22 protein-coding genes and 1 pseudogene are annotated in these 25,571 nt (G+C 61.0%); 11 read left to right on the top strand and 12 right to left on the bottom strand.

What is annotated here, in order from left to right; genetic code table 11:
• Window positions 1-26 precede the first annotated feature (26 nt).
• The 8 genes from LPQ25_RS19065 to LPQ25_RS19030 form a co-directional block, all read right to left on the bottom strand.
• Complete coding sequence (locus LPQ25_RS19065) at window positions 27-1,088, bottom strand: SIS domain-containing protein (protein ID WP_004191450.1); 1,062 nt, start codon at window positions 1,086-1,088, stop codon at window positions 27-29.
• A gap of 17 nt (window positions 1,089-1,105) precedes the next feature.
• Window positions 1,106-1,960 (bottom strand): PTS system mannose/fructose/sorbose family transporter subunit IID, encoded by an 855-nt coding sequence (locus LPQ25_RS19060; protein ID WP_004176976.1) that lies wholly within the window; start codon window positions 1,958-1,960, stop codon window positions 1,106-1,108.
• A gap of 2 nt (window positions 1,961-1,962) precedes the next feature.
• On the bottom strand, window positions 1,963-2,706 hold the full coding sequence (locus LPQ25_RS19055; RefSeq protein WP_004183295.1) for a PTS mannose/fructose/sorbose/N-acetylgalactosamine transporter subunit IIC: 744 nt from the start codon (window positions 2,704-2,706) through the stop codon (window positions 1,963-1,965).
• A 14-nt stretch (window positions 2,707-2,720) separates the two neighbouring features.
• The gene (locus tag LPQ25_RS19050; protein ID WP_004176974.1) at window positions 2,721-3,191 is read right to left on the bottom strand and encodes a PTS sugar transporter subunit IIB; all 471 of its coding nucleotides are present in this window, start codon (window positions 3,189-3,191) and stop codon (window positions 2,721-2,723) included.
• On the bottom strand, window positions 3,184-3,618 hold the full coding sequence (locus tag LPQ25_RS19045; protein ID WP_002893017.1) for a PTS sugar transporter subunit IIA: 435 nt from the start codon (window positions 3,616-3,618) through the stop codon (window positions 3,184-3,186). Before LPQ25_RS19045 ends, LPQ25_RS19050 begins: the two co-directional genes overlap by 8 nt.
• Before the next feature lie 247 nt (window positions 3,619-3,865).
• A complete protein-coding gene (nfsB, locus tag LPQ25_RS19040) occupies window positions 3,866-4,519 on the bottom strand; it encodes an oxygen-insensitive NAD(P)H nitroreductase (RefSeq protein WP_004178896.1) in 654 nt (217 codons plus the stop codon).
• Window positions 4,520-4,638: 119 nt separating this feature from the next.
• Window positions 4,639-5,007, bottom strand: coding sequence for an MmcQ/YjbR family DNA-binding protein (locus tag LPQ25_RS19035; RefSeq protein ID WP_004142557.1), 369 nt, complete (start codon window positions 5,005-5,007; stop codon window positions 4,639-4,641).
• Window positions 5,007-5,588, bottom strand: coding sequence for a TetR/AcrR family transcriptional regulator (locus tag LPQ25_RS19030; RefSeq protein WP_004176968.1), 582 nt, complete (start codon window positions 5,586-5,588; stop codon window positions 5,007-5,009). Before LPQ25_RS19030 ends, LPQ25_RS19035 begins: the two co-directional genes overlap by 1 nt.
• 178 nt (window positions 5,589-5,766) lie before the next feature.
• On the opposite strand from LPQ25_RS19030, the pseudogene LPQ25_RS19025 reads away from it, so the two are divergent.
• Window positions 5,767-6,881, top strand: a pseudogene (locus LPQ25_RS19025) (MBL fold metallo-hydrolase).
• A 30-nt stretch (window positions 6,882-6,911) separates the two neighbouring features.
• The gene (locus tag LPQ25_RS19020; RefSeq protein WP_002893035.1) at window positions 6,912-7,253 is read left to right on the top strand and encodes a RamA family antibiotic efflux transcriptional regulator; all 342 of its coding nucleotides are present in this window, start codon (window positions 6,912-6,914) and stop codon (window positions 7,251-7,253) included.
• A 17-nt stretch (window positions 7,254-7,270) separates the two neighbouring features.
• On the opposite strand, the gene LPQ25_RS19015 is transcribed toward LPQ25_RS19020, so the two are convergent.
• Entirely contained in the window at window positions 7,271-7,519 is a 249-nt protein-coding gene (locus tag LPQ25_RS19015; RefSeq protein WP_002893037.1) for a DUF1158 domain-containing protein, read from the bottom strand.
• A gap of 502 nt (window positions 7,520-8,021) precedes the next feature.
• On the opposite strand from LPQ25_RS19015, the gene LPQ25_RS19010 reads away from it, so the two are divergent.
• From LPQ25_RS19010 to LPQ25_RS19000, 3 genes are read left to right on the top strand one after another with little or no spacing between them, the layout of a single operon-like run.
• On the top strand, window positions 8,022-10,745 hold the full coding sequence (locus LPQ25_RS19010; protein ID WP_014907947.1) for a cation-transporting P-type ATPase: 2,724 nt from the start codon (window positions 8,022-8,024) through the stop codon (window positions 10,743-10,745).
• 52 nt (window positions 10,746-10,797) lie between these two features.
• Complete coding sequence (locus LPQ25_RS19005; protein WP_014907946.1) at window positions 10,798-11,877, top strand: efflux RND transporter periplasmic adaptor subunit; 1,080 nt, start codon at window positions 10,798-10,800, stop codon at window positions 11,875-11,877.
• Between the two features lie 13 nt (window positions 11,878-11,890).
• A complete protein-coding gene (locus tag LPQ25_RS19000) occupies window positions 11,891-14,983 on the top strand; it encodes an efflux RND transporter permease subunit (protein WP_012737595.1) in 3,093 nt (1,030 codons plus the stop codon).
• Between the two features lie 348 nt (window positions 14,984-15,331).
• Here LPQ25_RS19000 and LPQ25_RS18995 read toward each other — a convergent pair whose 3' ends face one another.
• Together LPQ25_RS18995 and LPQ25_RS18990 are read right to left on the bottom strand one after the other, a co-directional pair.
• Complete coding sequence (locus LPQ25_RS18995) at window positions 15,332-16,051, bottom strand: phosphodiester glycosidase family protein (RefSeq protein ID WP_004176956.1); 720 nt, start codon at window positions 16,049-16,051, stop codon at window positions 15,332-15,334.
• Between the two features lie 47 nt (window positions 16,052-16,098).
• Window positions 16,099-17,214 (bottom strand): YbdK family carboxylate-amine ligase, encoded by a 1,116-nt coding sequence (locus tag LPQ25_RS18990; RefSeq protein ID WP_004176954.1) that lies wholly within the window; start codon window positions 17,212-17,214, stop codon window positions 16,099-16,101.
• Between the two features lie 326 nt (window positions 17,215-17,540).
• Here LPQ25_RS18990 and LPQ25_RS18985 point away from each other — a divergent pair, with 326 nt between their 5' ends.
• The 6 genes from LPQ25_RS18985 to LPQ25_RS18960 all read left to right on the top strand — a co-directional run bounded on the left by LPQ25_RS18985 (window position 17,541) and on the right by LPQ25_RS18960 (window position 24,483).
• Window positions 17,541-19,208: an ABC transporter substrate-binding protein gene (locus tag LPQ25_RS18985; RefSeq protein WP_014907945.1), complete on the top strand. Its 1,668-nt coding sequence runs from the start codon at window positions 17,541-17,543 to the stop codon at window positions 19,206-19,208.
• Between the two features lie 18 nt (window positions 19,209-19,226).
• The gene (locus LPQ25_RS18980) at window positions 19,227-20,180 is read left to right on the top strand and encodes an ABC transporter permease (protein WP_004178910.1); all 954 of its coding nucleotides are present in this window, start codon (window positions 19,227-19,229) and stop codon (window positions 20,178-20,180) included.
• 2 nt (window positions 20,181-20,182) lie between these two features.
• Complete coding sequence (locus LPQ25_RS18975) at window positions 20,183-21,076, top strand: ABC transporter permease (protein ID WP_012737597.1); 894 nt, start codon at window positions 20,183-20,185, stop codon at window positions 21,074-21,076.
• Between the two features lie 3 nt (window positions 21,077-21,079).
• The gene (locus LPQ25_RS18970) at window positions 21,080-22,117 is read left to right on the top strand and encodes an ABC transporter ATP-binding protein (RefSeq protein WP_012737598.1); all 1,038 of its coding nucleotides are present in this window, start codon (window positions 21,080-21,082) and stop codon (window positions 22,115-22,117) included.
• A complete protein-coding gene (locus LPQ25_RS18965; RefSeq protein ID WP_004191439.1) occupies window positions 22,107-23,117 on the top strand; it encodes an ABC transporter ATP-binding protein in 1,011 nt (336 codons plus the stop codon). The genes LPQ25_RS18970 and LPQ25_RS18965 overlap by 11 nt, the downstream gene beginning before the upstream one ends.
• A 97-nt stretch (window positions 23,118-23,214) precedes the next feature.
• Entirely contained in the window at window positions 23,215-24,483 is a 1,269-nt protein-coding gene (locus LPQ25_RS18960) for a Zn-dependent hydrolase (RefSeq protein WP_012737600.1), read from the top strand.
• Between the two features lie 103 nt (window positions 24,484-24,586).
• On the opposite strand, the gene LPQ25_RS18955 is transcribed toward LPQ25_RS18960, so the two are convergent.
• A complete protein-coding gene (locus LPQ25_RS18955) occupies window positions 24,587-25,495 on the bottom strand; it encodes a DMT family transporter (protein ID WP_041169046.1) in 909 nt (302 codons plus the stop codon).
• Window positions 25,496-25,571 lie beyond the last annotated feature (76 nt).

Raw genomic sequence — 25,571 nt, 5'->3', positions numbered from 1 at the left:
CGCGGATAACTTTTACTATGCGTCAATTAATTGAGTTGTTTACTTTTCATTTTCTGGTGGAAATGCGGATCCTTCGGTATTGCGGGATCGATGCCCTTCACTGGCGGCAGTCGGGCACAAACCATTTGTAACGGAATAATATATTCAAAGACCGCAAAGTCGGGATCGTTAATAAATGCGAAGGGCATATTTTTGCCGTTATTTTCGACTTGTGGACCAATGCGATAAATATGCTGAGTCCAGCCGCCAAGTATTTCCGCCAGGCGATCCTGACGCTCATCGGGAAACGGATCGAGCATGATCAGGGTAGAGCGCTCGTCGAAGGCGTTATAGATCCCGTGGATGAACTCCTCAAATTCGTAACCGGCAACCGGACAGCGTAGCGTTTCAAGCATCTTTAGCGCACCTTCCTGAACGGTGCCAAACAGCCTTGCCGGACCGGTCAGGCGAATGTCCGCGCTGTCGATAAGCGGTCGGGCATGATTGAGAACCCACGCCTGCGAGGCCTCAATGAGCGTCGGCAAATGATTAAACGTGGTATCCATGCGGACGAGTAGCGCCTTGCGCTCCTCATCGCTCAGGCGCCGCTGGCGACTGGCGACAGCAAGCGTTAGCAGCATCAGATTAAGTATGGTGCAGTGATACCCTTTGGTTTTGGCGCCAGCCCGCTCTTCTCCACAGGGTACTGTTAAGACCAAATCTGCCGCCCGGTCGATAACGGCTGGCGCTTCCCCGGCCATGGAAGCGGTAAGATGCCCGGCTGCCCGGGCGCGTTCCATTGCGGCGAGGGTAGAGAGGCTGCCGCCTCCCTGAGAAATACCGATGACCAGCGCTTTGTCGCTGAGGGTCAGCGCCGAATCATCCAGCAGAAAAGGCCAGTAGACATCAACGGGTAGCCCGCACCACTGCTGCATAAACGAGCGGGCGGTCAGCGCGCCGTGATAAGAGGTACCGGAGCCGGTCAGGATAATACGCGTGACGCCGCGCTCCGTTAGCGCTTTTGCCGCCTGCCAGAGATCTTCCCGCGTCTGCGTCAGCATAGCGAGCAGACAGGCGGGTGTTTCATTCATATAGTCTTCTACGTGCATAGGTGATATTCCTCTTCTTAAAGCAGGCCTAGCGCGCTGGCCGCCATGCCAAACGCGACGGTTCCTAGCAGGATCCAGTTAATATTGACTCCCTTGCGGATCAACTTGTACATCCCAAGGGTGAAAAGCAGCGGCAGCAGCGAAGGAAGTATTTTGTCAATAAACTCCTGCGCCTTCATGGTGGTCTGCCCGGCGGTAAAGCTGAGCGGGGTGGTGATATCTATCATGCTGGCGGTCATCGCGCCGACGACCATGAGGCCAACAATTGATGCGATATAGGTCACCCGGTCCATAAGGCCGCTTTGGTAAATTCTCATCAGCCAGGTCGTACCCGCCCGGTAGCCGAGCTTCAGGCCATACCAGCGGCACAAAAGATGCGGCAGGTTATAAACTAACAGCGCCAGTATCGGTCCCAGCAGGCTGCCCTGCTGGGCGAAATAGATACCCATCCCGGCGGCGATAACCTTTAATGATCCCCAGAATATGGAGTCGCCGATGCCCGCCAGCGGCCCCATCAGGCTGGTTTTAATCGCGTTTATCGACTCCTCATTAAATTCGGGGTTACGCTGGTTCTCTTCTTCCATGGCAATCGACAGGCCGAAGATAAAGGTCGAGAGATGGGGCGTGGTGTTAAACAGCACCAGATGACGCTGCAGGGCGCGCCCCAGCTCCGTTGGGTCCTGATAGATGCGCTTCAGGGCTGGCGACATTGCGAAGGCATAGCCCATATGCTGCTGGCGCTCGTAGTTCCAGGAGCCCTGTAGCGTAAAGGAGCGCCAGAACACGCTGCGTAAATCGCGGGCGGTGATGCGGCTTGCATCATCGCTTTGCGGCTGGGTAGCGCCAGTCACAGTTTGCGTCATTTCGCTCATGATTAGCTCTCCTGCTGCTTAAGATTAAGGAACTGGCTGATGATAAATGCCAACACCACAGCGAACAGCGCGATGGCGATGATATCCAGTTTGGTATATGCCGCTATCAGAAATCCCAGACCGAGGTACGGCATCAGTTTGCTGCTGAGCATCATGCTGATCAGCAGGGCGAAGCCGAGCGCTGGCAGGATCTTACTGGCGACGATCAATCCATTGGTTATCACCGGCGGAATGGCCTCCAGGAACCAGCTTACCGCCGAAGAACCAAGCAGAATGGCAAAAAATACCGGTAGAAATCCGTTTAAAAAATAGAGTAGCGTCGGACCGGCGAGGTGCATCAGGCCGACCATTCGGGTATTACCCTGTGCCGCATAGCGGTCCGCCAGATGACCAAAGCGGGCGTTCACCACGCGCACCAGGATTCCCAGCGTCTGCGCCAGCATTGAGACAGGGATGGCGATGGTGAGCGCAGCCTCTGGACCACGACCGGACATGATCGAAAACGCGGTGGCCAATACGGAGCCGGTCACGATATCTGGCGGGTGCGCGGCGCCGATGGCGACGTTGCCGAGGAAAATAAGCTCCAGCGTAGCGCCAATCAGAATCCCCTCATGTAAATTACCGCAGACCAGACCGGTGAGGGCGCACATCACCAGCGGTCGATCGATCATTGATACCCCAAGCAGGCGGCCATCAAGTATCCCCAGGGCAGCGATCAGTCCGAGTAACGTTGCGGTGAGCAACATAGTGACCTCCGAAGTTAAAGTTGGTCGTTAAGGAGTTCAGCCGAGTGGGCGGGTACCTGACGCATCTCCAGCCGAATACCTTTTTCTTTTAGCGCTCTGCTATGGGCGATTTCCTCTTCGGTCAGATAGATGGCCTTGCCGAATTGTCTTGCCCCTTCCTTCTGTGGCAGACCGCCGTAATTAATTGCGCTAATTCCCGGGACTTTTTCCACTAGCGCGAGGGTTTCCGCAGTATTGCCAAGGACCACCATGACTTTTTTATGATCCAACTTGCCGCTGTTAAGCTTTTCCGCCGCCTGTTCAACGGTGGCGATGTCCAGCGTGACGCCCGCTGGCTTTGCCAGGTTAAGCGACATCGTAATGAAGGCATCCGCCGCGGCTTTGGCGTTGGCGACGATGATATGGTCGATATCCAGCGCTCGGGTCCAGGCAAAAACCACCTGGCCGTGCAGCAGCCGATAATCAATGCGCACGAGTTTAATCATGAGATTCTCCCTGTGGGTCAGAGGATGGTTGTGTTATTAGAGGATTGATGAAAACAATGGATTCACGCGCCGCGCTGGTGGCGTAGATAATCGCGGCCTCGGTAGTGGCTTCTTCGCACAGCAGAAACTCCAGCAGCAGAGTCAGATTGATGCCGGCGACCACGAAAACGTTGCGATGTCGCATCAAGACGCTCACGGCGCTATTGTTGATACTGCCGCCAAGCAGGTCGGTGAAGATCACCACTTCATCACCATTCGCCTGGACGATGAGATGCTCCAGGGTTTGCTCCAGCTGTTCGGTGGTCACGATATCTTCGTCATAGGCGCAGACCGGGATAACGCCGTGTTCGTCGCCAATCAGCAGCGACAAACTGTTCACCAGTCCGCGAGCAAAATGGCCGTGGCTGGCCACATAGATATGTTTCACCCGGTTTCTCCTTCATCCAGATAGCGGTATCTGTTAAGAGCAAAGGGCGTGCCAGAAATGAAAAGTATTATTTATCAATTAATTAAATCGTCTGGTTCACACTAAAGTCGTTATTCCTGGCACAAGCGGGATTATGAGCGCCAGAAACTTGGCACAAACGGCAGAAAAGAGGGGGAAAGAGTGGGTGAAGAAAGTCCCGGGCGAGACGCTGCTGCGCCATGGCCCGGGCGTTCCCGGCAGAAGGGAATTAAATCTCGGTAATGGTCGTCGACTGCGGCAGACGCGACTTCGGCAGGGTAGCGTTGAAATCCTCCACGCTATGGTGGCCGACCGGGACCACCACCAGGCTGGTGTAGCCCTGGGCTTTCAGGTCAAATTCCTCATCGAGGATCGCAAAATCGACCCCTTCAATCGGCACGGCGTCGAGACCCATCGCCGCTACGCCCAGCAGGAAATTGCCGACGTTGAGATACACCTGTTTCGCCATCCACTGATCGTCATCTTTCAGCTCTTTGCGGTGCATATCGGCAAAGAAGGTGCGACCCTTGTGGTTAGCGGCTTTTGCGTCCGGGGTGGCGAAACGGCCATCGGCCTCTTCCTGATCCACCACGCGCTGCAGCCAGGCGTCGTCCATCGCGGTTTTCGCGCAGAACACCACCACGTGCGAGGCGTCGAGAATTTTACGTTCGTTGAACACGTAGGTGCCGCTGGCGGCTTTCGCCACGCGAGCTTTCCCTTCATCGGTGCTGGCGACAATAAAGTGCCACGGCTGGGAGTTGGTGCTAGACGGGCTGTACTGCAGCAGCGTTTTCAGCTGTTCCGCTTCCCCGGCAGTCAGCTTTTTCGTGGCGTCAAAGGCCTTGGTGGAATAGCGCTTCAAAGCGACCGATACGATATCCATAACTCTTCCTCACAGTTTACAGCACCTTACCGGTGCGTTCAGGAGAGGAAGAGTACAGCGAAGATCGCAAAATGATAAGGGTGAAAAATGCGATAACACTTATCGCATTTGGCTGAAAATCAGCGCGGACGCAGGCGCTGCTGCGCCTTTTTACTCAGCTTGTTCACCACCTGATGCCACGAATCGTCAATCAGCTCGGCCAGCAGATCCTCGCTGATATCCTCTCCTGGCACCACCGTGATCCAGTGTTTCTTGTTCATATGGTAGCCGGGTTCGATACTGCGATAAATTTGCTGATTCAGCAGCGACTTCTGCGGCTCGGCCTTGAGATTGACCAGCGCCCGCCCGCGAATAGTCATGGTGATCATAAAGATGCGGCCGTCGACCTTAAACACGTCGTACTCTGGCCCAAAGGGCCAGCAGTGTTCGGTAAACGGGTAGGTCAGGGCGATACGGTGAGCGCAGGGATGCAGTGTTTCCGGCGTCATTAGGCGTCCGCCTCATGCAGGGCGTGCCACATGGCTTCAAAGCCGAGGGCGATAATCTCCCGGGCGCGCTGCGGATCGTGGCTGGCGAATTCGATGGTGGTTTCCGCCAGCGACAGAAACAGGGCGTCGCCAAAGGCGCGGTACGCCTCGCTGAGGAATATCTCTTTCACCGACAGCTGGCACATTTCGTTGAGCTCCGGAAAGCTCTCTTTTACCTGGCGGCGGGTTTCGTCGGTGATGCGCTCGCTGAGCGCCATCCGGCGGATCGCTTTGTGCTCCATCGGGTTGCGCACGCCCCAGTCGATATAGCTGTTCCAGATATTGCGCGCGTTCTCTTTCGGGCGCTTCTCGTCCGGATCCAGCCCGGCGATCATTGTGCGCACCAGGCGCAGCTTAATCGCGAGGTACAGCTCGTTGAGCAACTCATCCTTGGTGGCGAAATAGCGAAACAGCGTTCCCTCGGCCACACCGGCGCTGCGGGCGATGGCCGACGTCGAGGCGGCTATGCCGGACTGGGCGAAAGCCGCGGTGGCAGCTTCCAGTAACGCTTGCTTTTTATCTTCACTCTTTGGACGAGCCACTACTTTTTTCCTCACGCAGGTTTAAACAAACCGCCGATCTTGGCACGTCTGACCAGGTCGCTGCAACGGCGGAACGCAAAAATTGAAAATCGTCTTGACGACTTTCATCGCTTTCCTAATAATGAGTGCGTACTCACTCATAATCAAGTTATATCATAAAGCCTCCGGGATGGGGCTTTTGTCTGGTCAGGATATGAACCGTGTCACTTTCAGCGTGGTCGCCATCATGTTACTCGCAGCAGCAACGACATTGCCGTTTGTTCTTAATGCCGGTTTTGGTAAGGCGCCGCAGGGGCACAGCTTAGCCAGGTGGAAGCGTCTCCCCACTACCGGGACGGCCAGTTCCATAACCAGTTGCCCACGCCAGGGTTCACCGGGCAGAAAAATATGCTGGCGGCGTGGTGGGATTTCCTGATGACCAAACGGGAAAACGCCCGTCCCGCGCAACCGCTGCCGCTGGTGAAGACCGATCTGGCGACGCTGCCCCTCGGGCAGGACGTGATGGTCTGGCTCGGCCACTCCTCCTGGTACCTGCAGCTGGCGGGAAAACGCATCCTGATCGACCCGGTGTTCAGCGATTACGCGGCGCCGTTCTCTTTTATCAATAAAGCCTTCCCCGGCGACTATCCGTGGCGGGCGGAAGGGATGCCGGAGATCGATCTGCTGATCATCTCCCACGATCACTACGACCATCTGGATTACGCCACCATTCGCGCCTTACTGCCGAAAATTAAGCGGGTCATTACGCCGCTGGGGGTCGGATCGCATCTGCGCTACTGGGGAATGGACGGAGCGCTGATTACCGAAGCGGACTGGCAGCAGGCGGTACCGGCCAGCGACGAGCTCACCGTCCACGTGCTGCCGGCGCGGCACTTTTCCGGCCGTGGGCTGAAGCGTAACCAGACGCTGTGGGCCAGTTTTCTGTTCGTTACCCGGCAGCAAAAGATTTATTACAGTGGCGACAGCGGGTATGGGCCGCACTTTAAAGCGATAGGCGATGAGTTCGGTCCGGTCGATCTGGCGATCATGGAGAACGGGCAGTATGACCAGGACTGGAAATATATCCACATGATGCCGGATGAAACGGCTCAGGCTGCCGACGACCTGCGCGCTCGCGCGGTGCTGCCTGGGCATGCAGGACGATTCGTTTTGGCGAAACACAGCTGGGATGAACCGTATCAACGGCTGGCGGCTGCCAGCGAAGGAAGGGCCTGGCGTCTGCTGACGCCTGTGCAGGGCGAGCCGGTGTGGGTCGCCGATAAGACGCAATCATTTAACGCCTGGTGGCGCTAAGCGCCAGTGCAGTATCAGAGGAGAGAGCATATGACGATTTCCGCTCAGGTGATTGATACTATCGTCGAGTGGATTGATGATAACCTGCATCAACCGCTGCGTATTGATGATATCGCTCGCCATGCCGGGTATTCGAAATGGCATCTGCAACGGCTGTTTTTACAGTACAAAGGGGAGAGCCTGGGGCGCTATATTCGCGAAAGGAAGCTGCTGCTGGCCGCCCGCGATCTGCGCGACACCGATCAGCGGGTCTACGATATCTGCCTCAAGTATGGCTTTGATTCGCAACAGACTTTTACCCGCGTCTTTACCCGGACCTTCAATCAGCCGCCGGGCGCCTACCGCAAAGAGAACCACAGTCGCGCCCACTGAGGCGCGCCTCTCCTGGTTTACCGCTCGAGGGAAAACCAGCGACGCCACACCCAGCGCAGCACCAGATACTCAATGGCGCCCAGCGCTAAGAACCACAGACAAAACAGCACCGTATAGAGCTGGTTGAGATCCATCATATGGAATGTCTCAACCAGCTTTTGCGCCAGCGTCAGGCCCAGCGAAGGCGCGGGCAACAGCAGACAGGAGAGCAGGGCCAGCAGTAAGATCCCGGCGGCGGAGAGCAGCGTTTCCAGTGGATGTTTCATGTCATGTTAATCATCAGTTAAAAAACATATTGTCCGGTAAAATAATGCTTAACGCAATATGCTTTGTTTTTTTACTCGCTATAACACGACTATTTTAAATATTATCGCCTGCCTTTCGCTCTCATGTTAATTAATCTGAAATAATTTGTAATTAAGTTAATTGCAGCCGGATGTAAATTAACGTCATTATTATGCCAGCGCTTTTACAAAACTGTAAGTGCTATATCCCACCAGCGTAGCAATGATGATGGCTAGCGCAATGTACAGCGCCAGACGGCGCCCGCGGTAGATTCCAAACATATTTTACCTCGTTTAGTTTTGGTTTATTAATATTCTGTAATAGTTGGTTTGTGGAATTAACTTATCACAAAATTTTTATTTTGCGAAAAATTTAGACTTGTATTGGTTCACATTTTTATCGGCATTTTTGCCCTCTTTTACTTCATTGGCCAGGAATGATTTCAGGCTTTCCGACTCACGGAATTTATAAGGAAAATGTAAATTGACCAAGATGAATAACCCAAAGTTTACGACGCCCTCGGGCGACACCGCGCCACGGCAGGTCTGGCAGCAGACCGTTGACGCAGTGCTGGCGCAGACCAAAAGCCAGGCCGCTGGGTTAAGTTCCGCAGACGCCGCCGAGCGCCTGAATACCTGTGGGCCGAACGCGCTGCCGGAAAAGAAAGGCAAACCGGGCTGGCTGCGCTTTCTCGCCCACTTTAACGACGTACTGATTTACGTGCTGCTGGCCGCCGCGGCGCTGACCGCCATCATGGGTCACTGGGTCGATACCCTGGTGATCCTCGGCGTGACGGTGATTAACGCCCTGATCGGCCATATCCAGGAGAGCAACGCCGAAAAATCGCTGCAGGGGATCCGCAACATGCTCTCCAGCGATGCCCGCGTCCAGCGTAACGGCAAGCATGAGACTATCCCGACGCGCGACCTGGTTCCGGGGGATATCGTTATCCTGCGCGCCGGCGACCGCGTGCCGGCGGATATGCGCCTGATTGAAACCCACAACCTGCGGGTGGAAGAGGCGATCCTCACCGGCGAGTCGACGGTGGTGGATAAAATCACCGACGCGCTGGAGGGCGATCTGCCGCTGGGCGACCGGGTGAACATGGTCTTTTCCGGGACCACCGTCAGCGCCGGCGGCGGCGTCGGCGTGGTGACCGCCACCGGCGCGCAGACCGAACTCGGCCATATCAACCAGATGATGGCGGGTATTGAGAAGCACCGTACCCCGCTGCTGGTGCAGATGGATAAGCTCGGCAAAGCGATTTTCGCCATTATTCTCGCCATGATGGTGGCGCTGTTTATCTTCAGCCTCGCGCTGCGGGATATCCCGATGGGCGAGCTGCTGCTGTCGCTGATTAGCCTGGCGGTAGCCGCGGTACCGGAAGGACTGCCGGCGATCATCTCGATTATTCTGTCGCTCGGCGTGCAGACGATGGCGCGCAAGCGGGCGATTATTCGTAAGCTGCCGACCGTGGAAACCCTCGGCGCCATGACCGTGGTCTGCTCGGATAAAACCGGCACCCTGACGATGAACGAAATGACCGTCAAAGCGATCATCACCGCCGACTGCTGCTATCGGGTGGAAGGCGACAGCTACGAGCCGCAGGGGCGGATCTTCCTCGAGGGGAGCGATGAGCCCGTGCAGGTTCAGCCCGGCACCGTGCTGGAGACCTGGCTGCGCACCATCGACCTGTGTAACGACAGCCAGCTTACCCAGGATGAGCGCGGTCTGTGGGGGATCACCGGCGGGCCGACCGAAGGGGCGCTTAAAGTGCTGGCGGCGAAGGCGCAGCTCCCGGCGGTGGAGGCCCGTCTGGTGGCCAAGATCCCCTTTGACTCGCAGTACAAATATATGTCGACCCTGCAGCACATCCATGGCAATGCCCGGGTGCTGATCACCGGTGCGCCGGACGTTATCTTCGCCATGTGCCGCGAGCAGATGAGCCGCCACGGCGCGGTGCCGTTCGAGGCGCAGTACTGGGAAGAGGAGATGGCGCGCTTCGCCCGTCAGGGACTGCGGATGGTGGCGGCGGCCTGTAAGCCGGCCAGCCTTGATGCCACCACCCTCAACCATGAGGACCTGCAGGAGGGACTGATTTTCCTCGGCATCGCCGGGATGATGGATCCCCCGCGTCCGGAAGCCATTGACGCCATCCACGCCTGCCAGACCGCCGGCATCCGCGTGAAAATGATCACCGGCGACCACCCGCAGACGGCGATGAGCATCGGCCAGATGCTGGGGATCACCAACAGCAGCCAGGCCATGACCGGCTACCAGCTGGAGCACATGGACGATGCGGCGCTGGCGAAGGCGGCGGTGGAGTACGACATCTTTGCCCGTACCAGCCCGGAGCATAAGCTGCGCCTGGTTAAAGCCCTGCAGGATAACGGCGAAGTGGTCGGCATGACCGGCGACGGCGTCAACGACGCGCCGGCGCTGCGCCAGGCCGACGTGGGTATCGCCATGGGTATCAAAGGCACCGAAGTCACCAAAGAGGCGGCCGACATGGTGTTGACCGATGATAACTTCGCGACCATCGCCAGCTCGGTAAAAGAGGGCCGTCGGGTCTATGACAACCTGAAGAAGACCATCCTCTTCATCATGCCGACCAACCTGGCGCAGGGGCTGCTGATCATCATCGCCCTGCTGGCGGGGAACATTATTCCGCTGACCCCGGTGCTGATCCTGTGGATGAACATGGCGACGTCGGCGACGCTCTCCTTCGGCCTGGCCTTTGAGGCCGCAGAGCGCAACGTGATGAACCGTCCGCCGCGTAAAACCGGCCAGCATGTGATGGATGGTTTCGCCGTGTGGCGAGTGGCTTTCGTCGGGTCGATGATCGCGATTGCCGCCTTTATCCTTGAGGCCTGGCTGGCGCCGCGCGGCCACAGTCCGGAGTTTATCCGCACCGTGCTGCTGCAGATGCTGGTGACGGCGCAGTGGGTCTACATGATCAACTGCCGCAGCAGCGACAGCTTCTCCCTGAGCATGGGTCTGCTGCGCAACAAAGGCATCTGGCTGGTGACCGGCGTCCTGCTGCTGATGCAGCTGGTCATTATCTATGTCCCGCTGATGCAGAGCATGTTTGGTACGGAAGCGCTGCCGCTGCGCTACTGGTTTGTCACTCTGGTCATCGGCGTCGCCATGTTCCTGGTGGTGGAAATCGAGAAGCGTCTGACGCGCCGGTTCCGCAAAACGGCCTGAACAATCTCGCGCGCCTCGCTGCAGGCGCGCGTTACTGTCGCAAGGATCCTCTATGATTAAAACCTTCCGCTTTGCTCTGCTGGCCTGCGGTCTGGTCGGCGGTGCCCTGACGGCGACCGCCGCGCCGGCGGTGCCGGTCCGCGTCGCCACGGTTGAACTGGCTCCTCATGCTGAAGAACGCGCTATCCCCGGGCGGGTCGAGGCGATCCGCGCCGTCGACATTCGTGCGCGCACCGAAGGGGTGATTGTTCAGCGCCACTTCCAGGACGGGCAGTATGTTACCGAAGGCGACCTGCTGTTTACCCTCGACGACGCGCAGCCCCGCGCGGCGCTGGCTCTGGCGCAGGCCGAGCTGAAAAGCGCCGAAGCCTCATTACGTCAGTCGCAGCAGTTGCTCACTCGCTACGAGCGGCTTATCAACAATCACTCCATCAGCCGCAACGACGTCGATACGGCCCGGATGCAGCGCGACGTCGCCGCCGCTGCCGTACAGCAGGCCAAAGCCCGCGTCGAGGCCCAGCAGATTGTGCTCAGCTACACTCAGATTGCGGCGCCGGTGACCGGTCGCGTGGGCCATAGCGCCTTTCACGTCGGGACGCTGGTCAATTCGTCCAGCGGCGTGCTGGTGGACATTGTGCAGTTGGATCCGGTGCGGGTCTCGTTCGCCCTCGACGAAGCCGCGTTTTTCAGCAAAACCGGCCAGCACGCCGATATCCACGCTCTGAAGCAGGCGTGGCTGGCGCAGATTGAGGTTGATGGTAAACGGCGCGACGGGGTGTTGACCTCTATCGATAACCGGATCGACGCCCGCACCGGCAGCGTAGCGGTGCGGGCCGAGTTTGCCAATCCGCAGCACCGTCTGCTGCCGGGCGGCAGCGTGACGATCCTGTTCCGTCCGCAGGAACTGCCGTCGCGAGTGATGGTCCCGGCCGCCGCCGTGCAGCAGGATCCGCAGGGCTTTTTCAGCTGGGTGCTGAAGCCGGACCACACCGCCGGGCAGCGTCGTCTGACCCTCGCGGGGCAGCAGGGGCAGCAGTTTGCGGTCGAGAAAGGGCTGCAGGCGGGCGAGCAGGTGATCACCGACGGCGCGCAGCGGTTGCGCGAAGGCGCCGCGGTGCAGGTGCTGAACTAGCTAAGGAGAAGGGATGCTGACCTTTTTTATCCGTCGTCCGCGATTTGCCATGGTGATCGCGCTGCTGCTGACCTTTGTCGGCGCGGTGTCGCTGAAGCTGATCCCGGTGGAGCAGTACCCGGCGATCACCCCCCCGGTGGTGAACGTCAGCGCCAGCTGGCCGGGCGCCAGCGCGTCAGACGTGGCGGAAGCCATCGCCGCCCCGCTGGAGACCCAGCTCAACGGCGTCGATCATATGCTGTATATGGAGTCCACCAGCTCGGATGAGGGGACGTACCGCCTGAGCATAACCTTCGCGGCGGGCACCGATGCCGACCTGGCGGCGATCGACGTGCAAAACCGGGTGGCGCAGGCGCTGGCGCAGCTCCCGGCGGAGGTGCAGCAGAATGGCGTCCAGGTGCGCAAGCGCGCCAGCAATCTGCTTATGGGGGTAAGCCTCTACTCGCCGCTGGGCACACTGACGCCGCTGTTTGTCAGCAACTACGCCAGCACCCAGGTGCGCGAGGCGCTGGCCCGCCTGCCCGGCGTCGGCGAGGTGCAGATGTTTGGCGCCCGGGATTACAGCATGCGTATCTGGCTGCGCCCGGACCGCATGAACGCGCTCAACATCACCACGGATGATGTCGCCCAGGCGCTGCGCGAGCAAAATGTGCAGGGCGCGGCGGGGCAGGTGGGCACCCCGCCGGTATTTAACGGCCAGCAGCAGACGCTGACCATCAACGGGCTGGGGCGTCTGAACGAGGCGGCCAGCTTTGGCGAGATTATCCTCCGCCGCGGCGCGCAGGGGCAGCTGGTGCGCCTCGCCGACGTGGCGACCATTGAGCTGGGCGCCCGCAGCTACAGCTCCGGCGCCCAGCTGAACGGTAAAGCGTCGGCCTATCTGGGGATCTATCCGACGCCCACCGCCAACGCCCTGCAGGTCGCCAGCGCAGTGCGTGCGGAGCTTAACCGCCTGCACACTCGCTTTCCGGCGGATCTCACCTGGGAGGTGAAGTTCGATACCACCCGCTTTGTGGCGGCGACGATCAAAGAGATCGGCGTCTCGCTGGCGCTGACCCTGCTGGCGGTGGTCGTGGTGGTGTCGCTGTTTTTGCAGAGCTGGCGGGCGACGCTGATCGTAGTGCTGGCGATCCCGGTGTCACTGATCGGCACCTTTGCGGTGCTCTATCTGCTGGGCTACAGCGCCAACACCCTCAGCCTGTTCGCGATCATTCTCGCCCTGACGATGGTGGTGGATGACGCCATTGTGGTGGTGGAGAATGTGGAAACCAAAATGGCGGAAGGGCTGGATCGCCTGCAGGCCACCGCCCAGGCGCTGCGGCAGATCGCCGGGCCGGTGATCGCCACGACCCTGGTGCTGCTGGCGGTGTTTGTGCCGGTGGCGCTGCTCCCGGGGATCGTCGGCGAGCTGTACCGGCAGTTTGCCGTGACGCTCTCCACCGCGATGGCCCTGTCGAGCCTGGTGGCGCTAACCCTGACCCCGGCCCTCTGCGCGCTGCTGCTGCGCCCGCGTCCTGCCCGGCCAGCGGCGGTGTGGCGGGCGTTTAACCGTCTTCTCGACGGCACCCGCGACGGCTATGGCCGGCTGGTAGGCTGGATGAACCGCCGTCCCTGGCTGGCGCTGGCGGCGACGGTGGCGGCAGGCGCGCTGGTGGCGTTCAGCTTCACCTCGATGCCGAAAGGCTTCCTGCCGCAGGAAGATCAGGGTTACCTGTTTGCCAGCGTGCAGCTGCCGGAGGCGGCGTCGCTGGAGCGTACCGAAGCGGTGATGGCCCAGGCGCGTAAACTGCTGATGGCTAACCCGGCGGTGGAGGATGTGATTCAGGTGTCCGGGTTCAACATTCTCAACGGCACCAGCGCCTCTAACGGCGGGTTTATCTCGGTAATGCTCAAGGACTGGCATCAGCGGCCGCCGCTGGATGCGGTGATGGCGGATATTCAGCGCCAGCTGCTGTCGCTACCCGAGGCGACGATCATGACCTTCGCGCCGCCGACCCTGCCGGGCCTGGGCAATGCCTCGGGGTTTGATCTGCGCATCCTGGCGCAGGCCGGTCAGTCGTCGGCGGAGCTGGAGCAGGTGACGCGGGAGATCCTCCAACTGGCGAACCAGCATCCGCAGCTGAGCCGGGTGTTTACCACCTGGAGCAGCAACGTGCCGCAGCTGACCCTGACGGTCGACCGCGACCGGGCGGCGCTGCTGGATGTGCCGGTGGCGCAGATCTTCAGCAGCCTGCAGACGGCGTTCGGCGGCACGCGCGCCGGCGATTTCAGCCGTAACAATCGTGTCTATCATGTGGTGATGCAAAATGAGATGCAGTGGCGTGAGCGGGCTGAGCAGATTAGCGAGCTGTACGTCCGCAGCCGCGACGGCGAGCGGGTGCGGCTGAGCAATCTGGTCACCATTACGCCGACGGTGGGGGCGCCGTTTATTCAGCAGTACAATCAATTCCCGTCCGTGTCGGTGAGCGGTTCAGCGGCCGAGGGGGTCAGCAGCCGCACGGCGATGGCGGCCATGGAGCAGATTTTGCAGGCCCATCTGCCGCCGGGATATGACTATGCCTGGAGCGGGATCTCCTGGCAGGAGCAGCAGACCGGCAATCAGGCGGTGTGGATCGTGCTGGCGGCGGTGGCGATGGCGTGGCTGTTCCTGGTGGCGCAGTATGAGAGCTGGACGCTGCCGGCGAGCGTCATGCTCTCGGTGCTGTTCGCCATCGGCGGAGCGCTGCTCTGGCTGTGGACCGCGGGCTATGCCAACGATGTGTATGTTCAGATAGGGCTGGTGCTGCTGATCGCCCTGGCGGCGAAGAATGCGATTCTGATCGTTGAGTTCGCCCGCAGCCGGCGCGAGGAGGGGCTGTCGATAGTCGACGCTGCGCGCGAGGGGGCTACCCGCCGCTTCCGCGCGGTAATGATGACCGCGGTGTCGTTTATTATCGGCATCATGCCGATGATGCTCGCCACCGGCGCCGGGGCGCAGAGCCGGCGGATCATCGGCACCACGGTATTCAGCGGGATGCTGGTGGCGACGATGGTTGGCATCCTGTTTATCCCGTCGCTGTATGTACTGTTTCAACGTATGCGCGAGTGGGCGCATCGGCGGGGGTAAGCGCGGCGCTACCGGTCGGTAACGGGGATACTCCAGGCTGCAACGACTACCGGGCGGTCCCCTCTCCCTTTGGGAGAGGGGTAGGGTGAGGGTGGGTTTTGCGTTCACGTTGCGTTTGGGCGTGAGCCCCGCCTTATCTGCCGACCTTCGGTTCGCCGATTTCAGCGGGAATCAGCCCTGCTGCACGCCCGTAGATTTCAGGAGCCACACCATAGCGAACAGACTCTGTAGGCCCGGTAAGCGCAGCGCCACCGGGCAAGGACATCGGGCACGGCGGCAATACCTTGCCCGGCCTGTCGTTAATTTATTCACTCTCCTGGCTGGAATGGCCGCCCCCAAATGCGCCCGCTATTTTCTCTCCACCGTTATCATGGTCACGAACGGATGATACTGCCACGGCACGCTGCCGCCTTTGCGGTACATCTTCGACAGGGTGCCGTCGAGATAAAGCATCTGCCGCACGCCAAGCTTTGACTGCGCATAGCAGGCAAAATCGTAAAAGTTGGTCTCGCGATCGCTGAGCATAAACACCACCCGGCCCTGCTTATCGATACCAACCCCGTTGCGCAGCTTGCGCGAACTGGCGGAGGGCTTCAGTCGCCAGTTGATGACGCCATTTTCAATCAGCATCGGGCCGGACTGCACCGCATAGCGGATGGCGGGAGAGGGTTTGTACGCCGGCAGCGGCACGATTTTCGCCCGGCCGTTTTCCACCAGGAATACGCCGCCGGGGCGGATAAAGAAGTTCCCGCCGCCGGCGGAGCGGTTGACCGGCGTCAGCCGTTTGCCGTCTTCGATATACAGCCCCAGCGGCGCGTAGGCCTTATCGTAAATGCCGCCGTTCATCGCCATCTGCACCCGGCCGTCGCCATCGATACCCGCCAGCAGCGAACGCAGGGAACCCCAGGCTTTGCCGTGCCGATCCTGCCAGTACATCGCAATGCGCTCTTTCTGCGCATCCACCCGATAGCTCTGCAGGGTCAGCGTCGGGTCGGTGAGGGTACAGGCGGCGCTGGCGACGGCGGCCAGGGGCAGCAGCGCCAGAGGGAGCAGGCAACGTAATAACATGGGCAGTCCTTTCTATAGTCTGCGCCGAGTATACCCGCCTCGCTGCCTTATGCCGCCCAAATCTCACAGTGTTTTTGCACCAGCCCGGAAAGCGAACCGCCGTTGGCGATAAAGTCGCGCATCTGCTGCGCCTCGCTGTGCGGCGATTTCGCCTGGCGAACCACCGCCTCCAGCGCTGCCGTCGCCTTCAGCTGATGGGCGAAAGGGGCCAGCCGGTCGGCGAGCTGCAGGATCTCCTGGCGGATGCTGCGCTGCTCTCCGCTGCGCACGTCGGTGAGGGTCCCGTCCAGCCCGTAGCGGCAGGCCTGATAGCGGTTAAAGGGGTACAGCAGATAATCATCAGGCTGGTGCTTAAAAGGACGCTCCGTCAACAGCCAGCAGGCCAGGGTCTGAATAAAGCCGGCGATGTGGATCGCCTGGGCAAGGGTCAAGGGGGTGTCCATCACCCGCACCTCGACGGTACCAAACTGCGGGCTGGGGCGAATATCCCAGTGCAGATCCTTCATGCTATCGATCATGCTGGTGTAGCTCAGCTGGCGGAACAGGCGACGAAACCCCTGCCAGTCGGCCACCCACGGCATCGGACCGTTGTCGGGATAGGAGGAGAAGCGGTTCAGGCGCGAACAGGCGAAGCGGCTGTCGGTGCTGTCGAACCACGGCGAGGCGGCGTTAAGGGCGATGAAGTGCGGTACAAAGCGCGACAGGCCATGTAGCAGATAGATGGCGTCGTCGCCGCTCTGGCAGCCGACGTGCACATGCTGGCCAAAGACCGTCGCCTGCTGCGCCAGATAGCCAAAATGCTCGACGGTTTTGACATAGCGCGGGTTATCGCTGATTTGCTGGCGCTGCCAGGCATGAAAGGGGTGGGAACCGCCGCCGCAGATCTGCAGATGATGGCGCAGCGCCGCGCGCTGGACCGCCTGCTGGATGGCGCTGAGCTGGATTTGCGCATGGCTGATGTCGCGGCACACCCCGGTGGCGATCTCCAGCATGCTCTCGGTGATGTCGTGTTTGGCTTCTCCCACGGTCAGCTCATGCTGGACGTCGGCAATCAGCGTCGAGGCATCCTGGCTGAGATCGTAACCCGGCGGGTTCACCACCTGCAGCTCCAGTTCGATACCGAGGGTAAAAGGATCGGAGCGGTGAAAATCGGCTAAAGGCATAGTCTCTCCCGGTCGATGTGTTCCCTGAAGTATAGAAGGGATTGATCCCGACGGAGAATACGCGGCGGCGGTGGACGGGGGATGAATAAAAAGTGACGCAGAGTGATTATTTGAAATTTGCCATATAGCGGCTGGTGCAATTCTGCAACATATTTCCCGCTGGCGGTGCGGCGGAATAAGATGCAATTATTTTCCCATAATTATCATGGTGATAATATAAGTCATTCTTATTTTACCGGTCGGTTTTGGCCTATTTTCGTCCGCGTAAGAGCTGGTACGCATTTTGCCTGTTAATCCGTGACACTTTATTTAACAGGGATCATGTGATGCACAAAAAGACGTTATTTTCGCGTGCCGGTCGTCTCGCCGTGGCGGTGAGCGGCGCACTGGCCCTGGCGGGCGCCGCCTTACCTGCCAACGCCTCCACGCTGCGGATCGCCATGACCGCCGCGGATATTCCGTTAACCCTTGGCCAGCCGGATCAAGGCTATGAGGGCAACCGCTTTACCGGCATCCCGCTGTACGACGCGCTGGTGGAGTGGGATCTGTCGCAAGGTGAAAAGCCCAGCGGTCTGGTGCCGGGGCTGGCGAACGAGTGGCACATCGATCCGCAGAACACCAGCCGCTGGATTTTCACCCTGCGTCCGGGGGTGAAGTTTCATGATGGGACGGAGGTGAACGCCGACGCCATCGTCTGGAACGTGGATAAGGTGCTGAATAAAGCGGCGCCGCAGTACGCCCCGGGTCAGATCGGCAACACCCTGTCGCGCATGCCGACCCTCACCGGCGCAGAGAAAATTGACGACCACACCGTGGCGCTGACCACCTCGGAACCGGATGCGCTGCTGCCGTACAACATCACCAACCTGTTTATCGTCTCGCCGACGGCGTGGCAGAAGCAGTATGACGCGGTGCCGGCCAGCGTGAGAGATAGCGCCGCGCGCAGCAAACAGGCGTGGACCGCCTTCGCCGCCCACGCGGTGGGTAGCGGCCCGTTCAAACTGGAGAAGCTGGTGCCGCGTCAGCAGCTGATCCTCGATAAAAACCCCGACTACTGGAACAAAGATCGCATTCCCCGGGTGGATAAAGTGGTGCTGATCCCCTTGCCGGAGGCCAACGCCCGTACCGCGGCGCTGTTGTCGAAGCAGGTGGACTGGATTGAAGCCCCGGCGCCGGACGCCATCGATCAGATCAAGTCTCAGGGTTTTCACCTCTACGCCAACACCCAGCCGCATCTGTGGCCCTGGCAGTTCTCCTTTGAAAAAGGATCGCCGTGGCAGGACATCCGCGTGCGCAAAGCGGCCAACTTGTGTCTGAACCGTGCCGAGCTGAAGAGCTACCTCGGCGGCTACATGACCGAGGCCACTGGGGTCTACGAGGCTGACAGCCCGTGGCATGGCAAACCCACCTTCCAGATAAAATATGACCCGGACGCCGCCCGCCAGCTAATGACCGAGGCCGGATACAATGCCAGCAAACCGCTGCACGTCACGGTGGCTACCTCGGCCTCCGGCTCCGGGCAGATGCAGCCCTTGCCGATGAACGAGTATATCCAGCAGAGCCTGAAGAGCTGCTTCTTCAATGTGGATATCAAAGTGGTGGAATGGAACACCCTGTTTACCAACTGGCGCCTGGGCGCCCGGGACCCCTCGGCGAAAGGGATCGATGCGATCAACGTCAGCGCCGCGGTTAACGATCCTTACTTTGGCCTGATCCGCTTCTCGACGGCCAAAGCGTTTCCGCCGGTGGCGACCAACTGGGGTTACTTTTCCACGCCGGAGACGGAGAAGCTGGCCGCCGCCGTCAAGCACGCCTTTACCCCGGCGGAGATGAACAAAGCGGCCGGTGAGTTGCACGCCGCGCTGGTGGATCAGGTGCCATTCCTGTTTGTCGCCCACGACGTCGGGCCGCGTGCGATTTCCCCTGCGGTGACCGGGGTGGTGCAACCGCAGAGCTGGTTTATCGACCTCAGCCTGGTGAGCAAAAAAGAGTAATCGCGAAAGGGGCGACCGATGATCAATACGCTGCTATACCGCATTCTGCTGGCTATCCCCACCATGCTGGGGGTGGCGGTGATCTGTTTCATGCTGGTGCAGATCGCCCCGGGCGACCCGCTGGTGTCGGTGATGCCGCCGGACGCCTCGGAGGCGCTGCGTCAGACATTAATGCAGGCTTACGGCTTTGATAAGCCGCTGCCCCTGCAGTTTATCCACTGGCTGTGGCGGGCGCTGCACGGCGACCTTGGTATGTCGGTCGCCACCGGCCGCCCGGTGATAGACGAAGTGATGACCGCGGTGGCTTACTCTCTGCGCCTGGCGCTGCTGGCGACGGCGATCGGTTTTGTCCTCGGCAGCCTGTTCGGCTTTGTCGCCGGCTATTTTCGCAACAGCGTCATTGACCGTCTGGCCTCGGTATTGTCGGTGTTTGGCGTCAGCGTGCCGCACTACTGGCTGGGGATGCTGCTGGTGATCCTCTGCAGCGTCAAGTTCGCGCTGCTGCCGGCCACCGGCGGCGGGCCGATAGGCGAGGTGGGTTGGCAATGGGACTGGGCGCACCTGCAGTTCATGCTGCTGCCGGCCCTCACCCTGTCGGTGATCCCGACCGGGATTATCGCCCGCACCGTGCGCTCGCAGGTGGCCGATATCCTCAGCCAGGAGTTTATCGTTGGCCTGCGCGCCCGCGGGCTCAACGAGTCGCGCATCTTTGTCCATGTCATGAAAAATGCCGCGCCCACCGCGCTGGCGGTGATGGGGCTGCAGGTGGGCTATCTGATGGGCGGCTCGATCCTTGTGGAGACCGTTTTCTCCTGGCCGGGAACCGGATTGCTGCTCAATACCGCCATTTTTCAGCGCGACCTGCCCCTGCTGCAGGGCACCATCTGGGTGCTGGCGCTGTTTTTCGTGCTGCTCAACCTGCTGGTGGATATTTTGCAGACCACCCTCGACCCGCGTATTAAGAGGAGCTGACCATGGTGGATACGGCAACGACGAAAGCGGTCCCGGCCGCAGCGGCCCACGCTACCCGGCAAGGTTACTGGCGCGGCGTGCTGCGCCGCCTACTGCGCGACCCCGGCGGGGTGGTGGTGGGCGTGGTGATCCTCCTGCTGCTGACCCTGGCGCTGCTCGGTCCGTGGCTTATCGTCAAAGATCCCTATCAAACGTCGATGTTCCTGCGCCTGAAACCCATCGGCAGCGATGGCTTCCCGCTGGGCTCGGATGAGCTGGGACGCGACATGCTGTCGCGGCTGATCCTTGGCACCCGACTGTCGCTGTTTATGGGAATTGTCCCGGTGGTGTTTGCCTTTTTTATCGGCGGGGCCATCGGGATTATCGCCGGCTACACGGGCGGCAAAACCAATACCGTGATTATGCGCACTGTGGATGTGTTCTATGCCTTTCCCTCCGTCCTGCTGGCGATTGCGCTGTCGGGAGCGCTGGGGGCGGGCATCGGCAATGCGCTGCTGTCGCTGACCCTCGTGTTTGTCCCGCAGGTGGCGCGGATTGCCGAGAGCGTGACCGCCCAGGTGCGGCATATGGACTATATCGACGCCGCCCGGGCCACTGGCGCCAGCGCGTTGACCATTATCCGCGTCCAGGTGTTGGGCAACGTGCTCGGGCCGATCTTCGTCTTCTCCACCGGGCTGATTTCGGTGTGCATGATCCTCGCCTCCGGCCTGTCGTTTCTCGGTCTCGGCGTGCGGCCGCCGGAGCCTGAGTGGGGGCTGATGCTCAATACGCTGCGCACGGCAATCTATACCCAGCCGTGGGTGGCCGCCCTGCCGGGCCTGATGATTTTTATCACCTCCATTTCGTTCAATATCCTCGCGGACCGCCTGCGTGCGGCAATGGCGATTAAGGAGTAAGCGATGCAACCCTTTATCAATATCGACCTTGGCGGGCCGGCGCAGCCGCTGCTGAAGGTCAATCACCTGCTGAAGTACTTTCGCGGCGGCAAAGGCCGGGAGGTGGTGCAGGCGGTGGACGATATCAGCTTCACGGTGATGAAAGGCGAAACCCTGGGGGTGGTCGGCGAGTCGGGCTGCGGCAAATCGACCACCGCCCGGCTGCTGATGCAGTTGCTCACCCAGGACAGCGGCGAACTGATCTTCGACGGACAGGGGGTCGGCTCGTCGCGTCTGCCGCTGAAAGCCTACCGTCGCCAGGTGCAGATGGTCTTTCAGGATAGCTATGCTTCGCTCAATCCGCGCCTGACCATGGAGGAGAGCATCGCCTTCGGCCAGCGCGTCCACGGCGTCAGCGCCAGAGAGGCCAGCGAATATGCCCGCTATCTGCTGGCGCACGTTGGCCTTGAGCCGGCGCGCTTTGCCGACCGCTACCCGCATGCGCTCTCCGGCGGCCAGCGGCAGCGGGTGAATATCGCCCGCGCGCTGGCGATGAAGCCGCGGCTGGTGATCCTCGATGAGGCAGTGTCGGCGCTGGATAAATCGGTGGAAGCCCAGGTGCTGCAGCTGCTGCAGGACCTGAAACGGACTCTCGAGCTGACCTACGTGTTCATCAGCCACGATCTGCACGTGGTTCGCTGGCTGTCGGATCGGATCCTCGTCATGTACCTTGGCGAAGTGGTGGAGATTGGCCCGGCGGAGCAGCTGTTTACCGCCTCCGCCCACCCCTATACCCGGGCGCTGTTAAGCTCGATGCCCTCCATGGACCCGGAAAACCGCACCCTGACCTCGCCGCTAAGCGGCGATCCCCCCAGCCCCATCGCGCCGCCGAGCGGCTGCCGCTTTCACACCCGCTGCCCGCATGCGAAGGCGGTCTGCGCCGAGGTGAAACCGCGGCTGGAGGCGGTCGGGGAGGGGCACCAGAGCGCCTGCCTGATGGCGCAGCCGGCCTCGCCCTGGCATCAAAGCATCCCCCTTAAGGAGGTCAGCCATGTCGGATAACGCCTTTGTCCATGTGCGCGACCTGCGGGTCGTCTTTCGCCGCGACGGACAGACCATCAACGCGGTCAACGGGGTCTCCTTTGAGGTACAAAAGGGGGAGGTGATGGCGCTGATTGGCGAGTCGGGTTCCGGCAAGAGCGTGACCCTGCGGGCGCTGATGCGCCTGCACCCGCCAGGGAGCAGTGAGCTCTCCGGCACCCTGCAGGTGGGGGACGACGAGGTGCTGACGATGAGCGCCAGCCAGCTGCGGCGCTATCGCGGCGGACGCTGCGCGATGATTTTTCAGGAGCCGCTGCTGGCCTTCGATCCGGTCTACACCGTCGGGCAGCAGATTATTGAAGGGTTGCGCCGCCACGAAGGGCTGTCGCGCCAGGCGGCCCGGGACAGGGCGCTGGAGGCCCTGCGCCAGGTGCGCATTCCCAGCCCCGAGCGGCGGCTGGATGCTTACCCGCACGAGATGTCCGGCGGAATGCGCCAGCGGGCGATGATCGCCCTTGCGCTCTCCTGTAACCCGCAGCTGCTGCTGGCGGATGAGCCGACCACCGCCCTCGACGCCACGGTGCAAATCCAGATCCTGATCCTGCTGCGCGAGCAGCAAAAGCAGCGCGGGCTGTCGATCGTGTTTGTGACCCACGATATCGGCGCCGCGGTGGAGATCGCCGACCGGGTGGCGGTGATGTACGCCGGGCGGATCGTCGAGGAAGCGTCGATGAGCGAGATCCTGCGCCACCCGCGCCATCCTTATACCCAGGTGCTGCTGGGCAGTCGGCCGAAAGAGGGGCTTAAGAAAGGTGATGCCCTGCACTGCATTCCCGGCGCGCCGCCGGATCTGGCGCGCTTGCCGCCCGGCTGCGCATTTGCCGAGCGCTGCCCGCACCGTCGCCCGGTCTGTGAGCAGAGTCTGCCGCCGACGGAATCCGTCGCGGAGCGCCACGCGGTGAGTTGCCACCGCTGGCGCGAGCTGGCGATTGACGCTAACGCCCAGGCCCTGGCCGTCTGATCGGCGGCAAAAAACCATACAGGATGAAGACCAGGCGTTGATAGCGCATTCCCACCGCCGGTTACGCTGGCGGCGACCTTGATGTCAGGAGACCACCATGAGCAGTGATGTACTTTTTACCCCCGCGACCGACACCACCGGCTGGCGCATCAATGGCGACCGCCTGTGGGCGTCGTTAATGGATCTCGCGCAGATCGGCGCCACGCCGAAGGGCGGCTGCCGCCGTCTAACCCTCACCGACCTCGACCGCCAGGGGCGGGACAAGGTAATAGGCTGGGCGCGGGAGGCCGGGATGAGCGTCACCATCGATAAAATCGGCAATGTGTTTATGCGCCGGGAAGGCCGCAACCCCGGCCTGCCGCCCATCGTCTCCGGCAGCCATATCGACACTCAGCCCACCGGCGGCAAATTTGACGGCAACTACGGCGTGCTGGCGGCGCTGGAGGTGGTGCGCACGCTCAACGATCTGCAGATTGCCACCGAGGCGCCGATTGAGGTGGTGTTCTGGACCAACGAAGAGGGGTCGCGCTTTGTGCCGGTGATGATGGGCTCCGGGGTCTTTGCCGGCGTCTTCCCGCTGGAGGAGACCTGGGCCGTCACGGATAAAGAGGGCATCAGCGTCGGCGAGGCGCTGGCGCAGATCGGCTATATTGGCGAGCAGACCCCAGGGGAGCATCCCGTCGGCGCCTATTTTGAGGCGCACATTGAGCAGGGGCCGATTCTCGAAGATGAAGCGAAAACCATCGGTATCGTGCAGGGCGTACTGGGGATCCGCTGGTACGACTGCGTGGTCACCGGCCAGGCCTCGCACGCCGGACCCACGCCGATGCGCCTGCGTCAGGATGCCCTACAGGTGGCGACCCGCATTATGCAGGAAGTGGTGGCCATTGCCGGGCGCAGCGAAGAGGGACGCGGCACGGTCGGTAGCGTGCAGGTGTGGCCCAACAGCCGCAACGTGGTGCCCGGGGAGGTCACCTTCTCCATTGATATGCGCAATCTCAGCGATGCGCTGGTGGACGAGATGGATCGCCAGCTGCGGGCGTTTATCGCGGAGGTTGAGCGGGAGAGCGGTCTGCAGGTGGCCCTGAAGCAGGTAAGCCACTATCCGGCGGCGCCGTTCGATGCCGAATGCCAGCAGGCCATTGCCGATGCCGCGCAGCGGCTGGGCTATCCGGCGCGGCCGATCGTCTCCGGCGCCGGACATGACGCAGTGTATATGAGCTACCTGGCGCCCACCGGGATGATTTTTATCCCCTGCAAGGACGGGATCAGCCATAACGAAATTGAGTATGCCTCGCCGGAGCACGTCGCCGCCGGGGCCAACGTGCTGCTGCAGGTGATGCTTCAGTACGCGCGGCCGGTGTAGACGGTCGTCCTCCCCGGCGGCGCGTCCTCCAGCCGTTTATCATGCTGTCACCCGGGTAAGGCGGTTACACCGACGCGACCCGGGACGGCGGATGACGGGGCGGTCAATCACGGCTCCCGCTCCCTGCGCCAACCCGCTGGCGGGCAAATTTGCGCGAGCCCACCACGCACAGCACCACGCCCAGCGTGACCGCCAGCATCAAGGGGCTGACGGTTTCGTGCAACAGCGCCGCCGACAGGCCAAGTCCGAAGAACGGCTGCAATAGCTGGAGCTGGCCGACGGCGGCGATCCCGCCCGCGGCCAGCCCTTTGTACCAGAAGATGAAACCGATCAGCATGCTGAACAGCGACACATAGCCGAGCGCGACCCAGGAGGAGGCCGATATGGCATGCCAGGAGGCGGGCTGAACCAGCAGCGAGGCGGGGAGCATCAACGGCAGGGCAATCACCAGCGCCCAGCAGATCACCTGCCAGCCGCCGAGCTCCCGCGTCAGCTTCGCCCCTTCCGCATAGCCGAGGCCGCAGACGATAACCGCCGCCAGCATCAGCAGATCGCCGCTGAGCGAGGCCGCCGCATTTTGCGTCAGGGCGAATCCCACCACCAGCAGGCTGCCCAGCAGCGAAAAGATCCAGAAAGCCCGCCGCGGGCGTTCGCCGCCGCGCAGTACGCCAAAGAGGGCGGTCATCAGCGGCAGCAGGCCAATGAACACAATCGAATGCGCCGAGGTGATGCGCTGCAGGGCCAGCGCCGTGAGTAGCGGAAAGCCGAGCACCACCCCGGATGAGACGATGATCAGGGACACAAGCTGCGCCAGGCGCGGGCGTTTCTGGCGAAAGCCCACCAGCAGCGCGATGGCAAGCAGCCCGGCGATAGAGGCGCGCAGAAAGGTCAATAACAACGGATCCATATCCTGCACCGCCAGCCGCGTCGCGGGCAGCGAACCGCTGAAAATGATCACCCCCAGTAAACCATGAAGCCATCCGGACCAGGGACCGGGCGCCGATTTATCCAGTGTTGAATCTACCACGTTAACCTCGCGTTATCTGATTGGGCTGCGCCCGCTTGAGCATCGTCAGCGGCGATGGTAA

Origin of the sequence: Klebsiella sp. KPN54798, assembly GCF_021184225.1 — a bacterium.
Lineage (GTDB): Bacteria > Pseudomonadota > Gammaproteobacteria > Enterobacterales > Enterobacteriaceae > Klebsiella > Klebsiella pneumoniae.
This window is presented reverse-complemented; position numbering and strand designations above follow the sequence as displayed.

Excerpts from the sequence above, each read along its gene's own strand:
- LPQ25_RS19065 (WP_004191450.1), bottom strand. The coding sequence starts at position 1,088 with ATGCACGTAGAAGACTATATGAATGAAACACCCGCCTGTCTGCTCGCT.
- LPQ25_RS19060 (WP_004176976.1), bottom strand. The coding sequence starts at position 1,960 with ATGAGCGAAATGACGCAAACTGTGACTGGCGCTACCCAGCCGCAAAGC.
- LPQ25_RS19055 (WP_004183295.1), bottom strand. The coding sequence starts at position 2,706 with ATGTTGCTCACCGCAACGTTACTCGGACTGATCGCTGCCCTGGGGATA.
- LPQ25_RS19050 (WP_004176974.1), bottom strand. The coding sequence starts at position 3,191 with ATGATTAAACTCGTGCGCATTGATTATCGGCTGCTGCACGGCCAGGTG.
- nfsB (WP_004178896.1), bottom strand. The coding sequence starts at position 4,519 with ATGGATATCGTATCGGTCGCTTTGAAGCGCTATTCCACCAAGGCCTTT.
- LPQ25_RS19035 (WP_004142557.1), bottom strand. The coding sequence starts at position 5,007 with ATGACGCCGGAAACACTGCATCCCTGCGCTCACCGTATCGCCCTGACC.
- LPQ25_RS19020 (WP_002893035.1), top strand. The coding sequence starts at position 6,912 with ATGACGATTTCCGCTCAGGTGATTGATACTATCGTCGAGTGGATTGAT.
- LPQ25_RS19015 (WP_002893037.1), bottom strand. The coding sequence starts at position 7,519 with ATGAAACATCCACTGGAAACGCTGCTCTCCGCCGCCGGGATCTTACTG.
- LPQ25_RS19005 (WP_014907946.1), top strand. The coding sequence starts at position 10,798 with ATGATTAAAACCTTCCGCTTTGCTCTGCTGGCCTGCGGTCTGGTCGGC.
- LPQ25_RS19000 (WP_012737595.1), top strand. The coding sequence starts at position 11,891 with ATGCTGACCTTTTTTATCCGTCGTCCGCGATTTGCCATGGTGATCGCG.
- LPQ25_RS18995 (WP_004176956.1), bottom strand. The coding sequence starts at position 16,051 with ATGTTATTACGTTGCCTGCTCCCTCTGGCGCTGCTGCCCCTGGCCGCC.
- LPQ25_RS18990 (WP_004176954.1), bottom strand. The coding sequence starts at position 17,214 with ATGCCTTTAGCCGATTTTCACCGCTCCGATCCTTTTACCCTCGGTATC.
- LPQ25_RS18985 (WP_014907945.1), top strand. The coding sequence starts at position 17,541 with ATGCACAAAAAGACGTTATTTTCGCGTGCCGGTCGTCTCGCCGTGGCG.
- LPQ25_RS18980 (WP_004178910.1), top strand. The coding sequence starts at position 19,227 with ATGATCAATACGCTGCTATACCGCATTCTGCTGGCTATCCCCACCATG.
- LPQ25_RS18975 (WP_012737597.1), top strand. The coding sequence starts at position 20,183 with ATGGTGGATACGGCAACGACGAAAGCGGTCCCGGCCGCAGCGGCCCAC.
- LPQ25_RS18970 (WP_012737598.1), top strand. The coding sequence starts at position 21,080 with ATGCAACCCTTTATCAATATCGACCTTGGCGGGCCGGCGCAGCCGCTG.
- LPQ25_RS18965 (WP_004191439.1), top strand. The coding sequence starts at position 22,107 with ATGTCGGATAACGCCTTTGTCCATGTGCGCGACCTGCGGGTCGTCTTT.
- LPQ25_RS18960 (WP_012737600.1), top strand. The coding sequence starts at position 23,215 with ATGAGCAGTGATGTACTTTTTACCCCCGCGACCGACACCACCGGCTGG.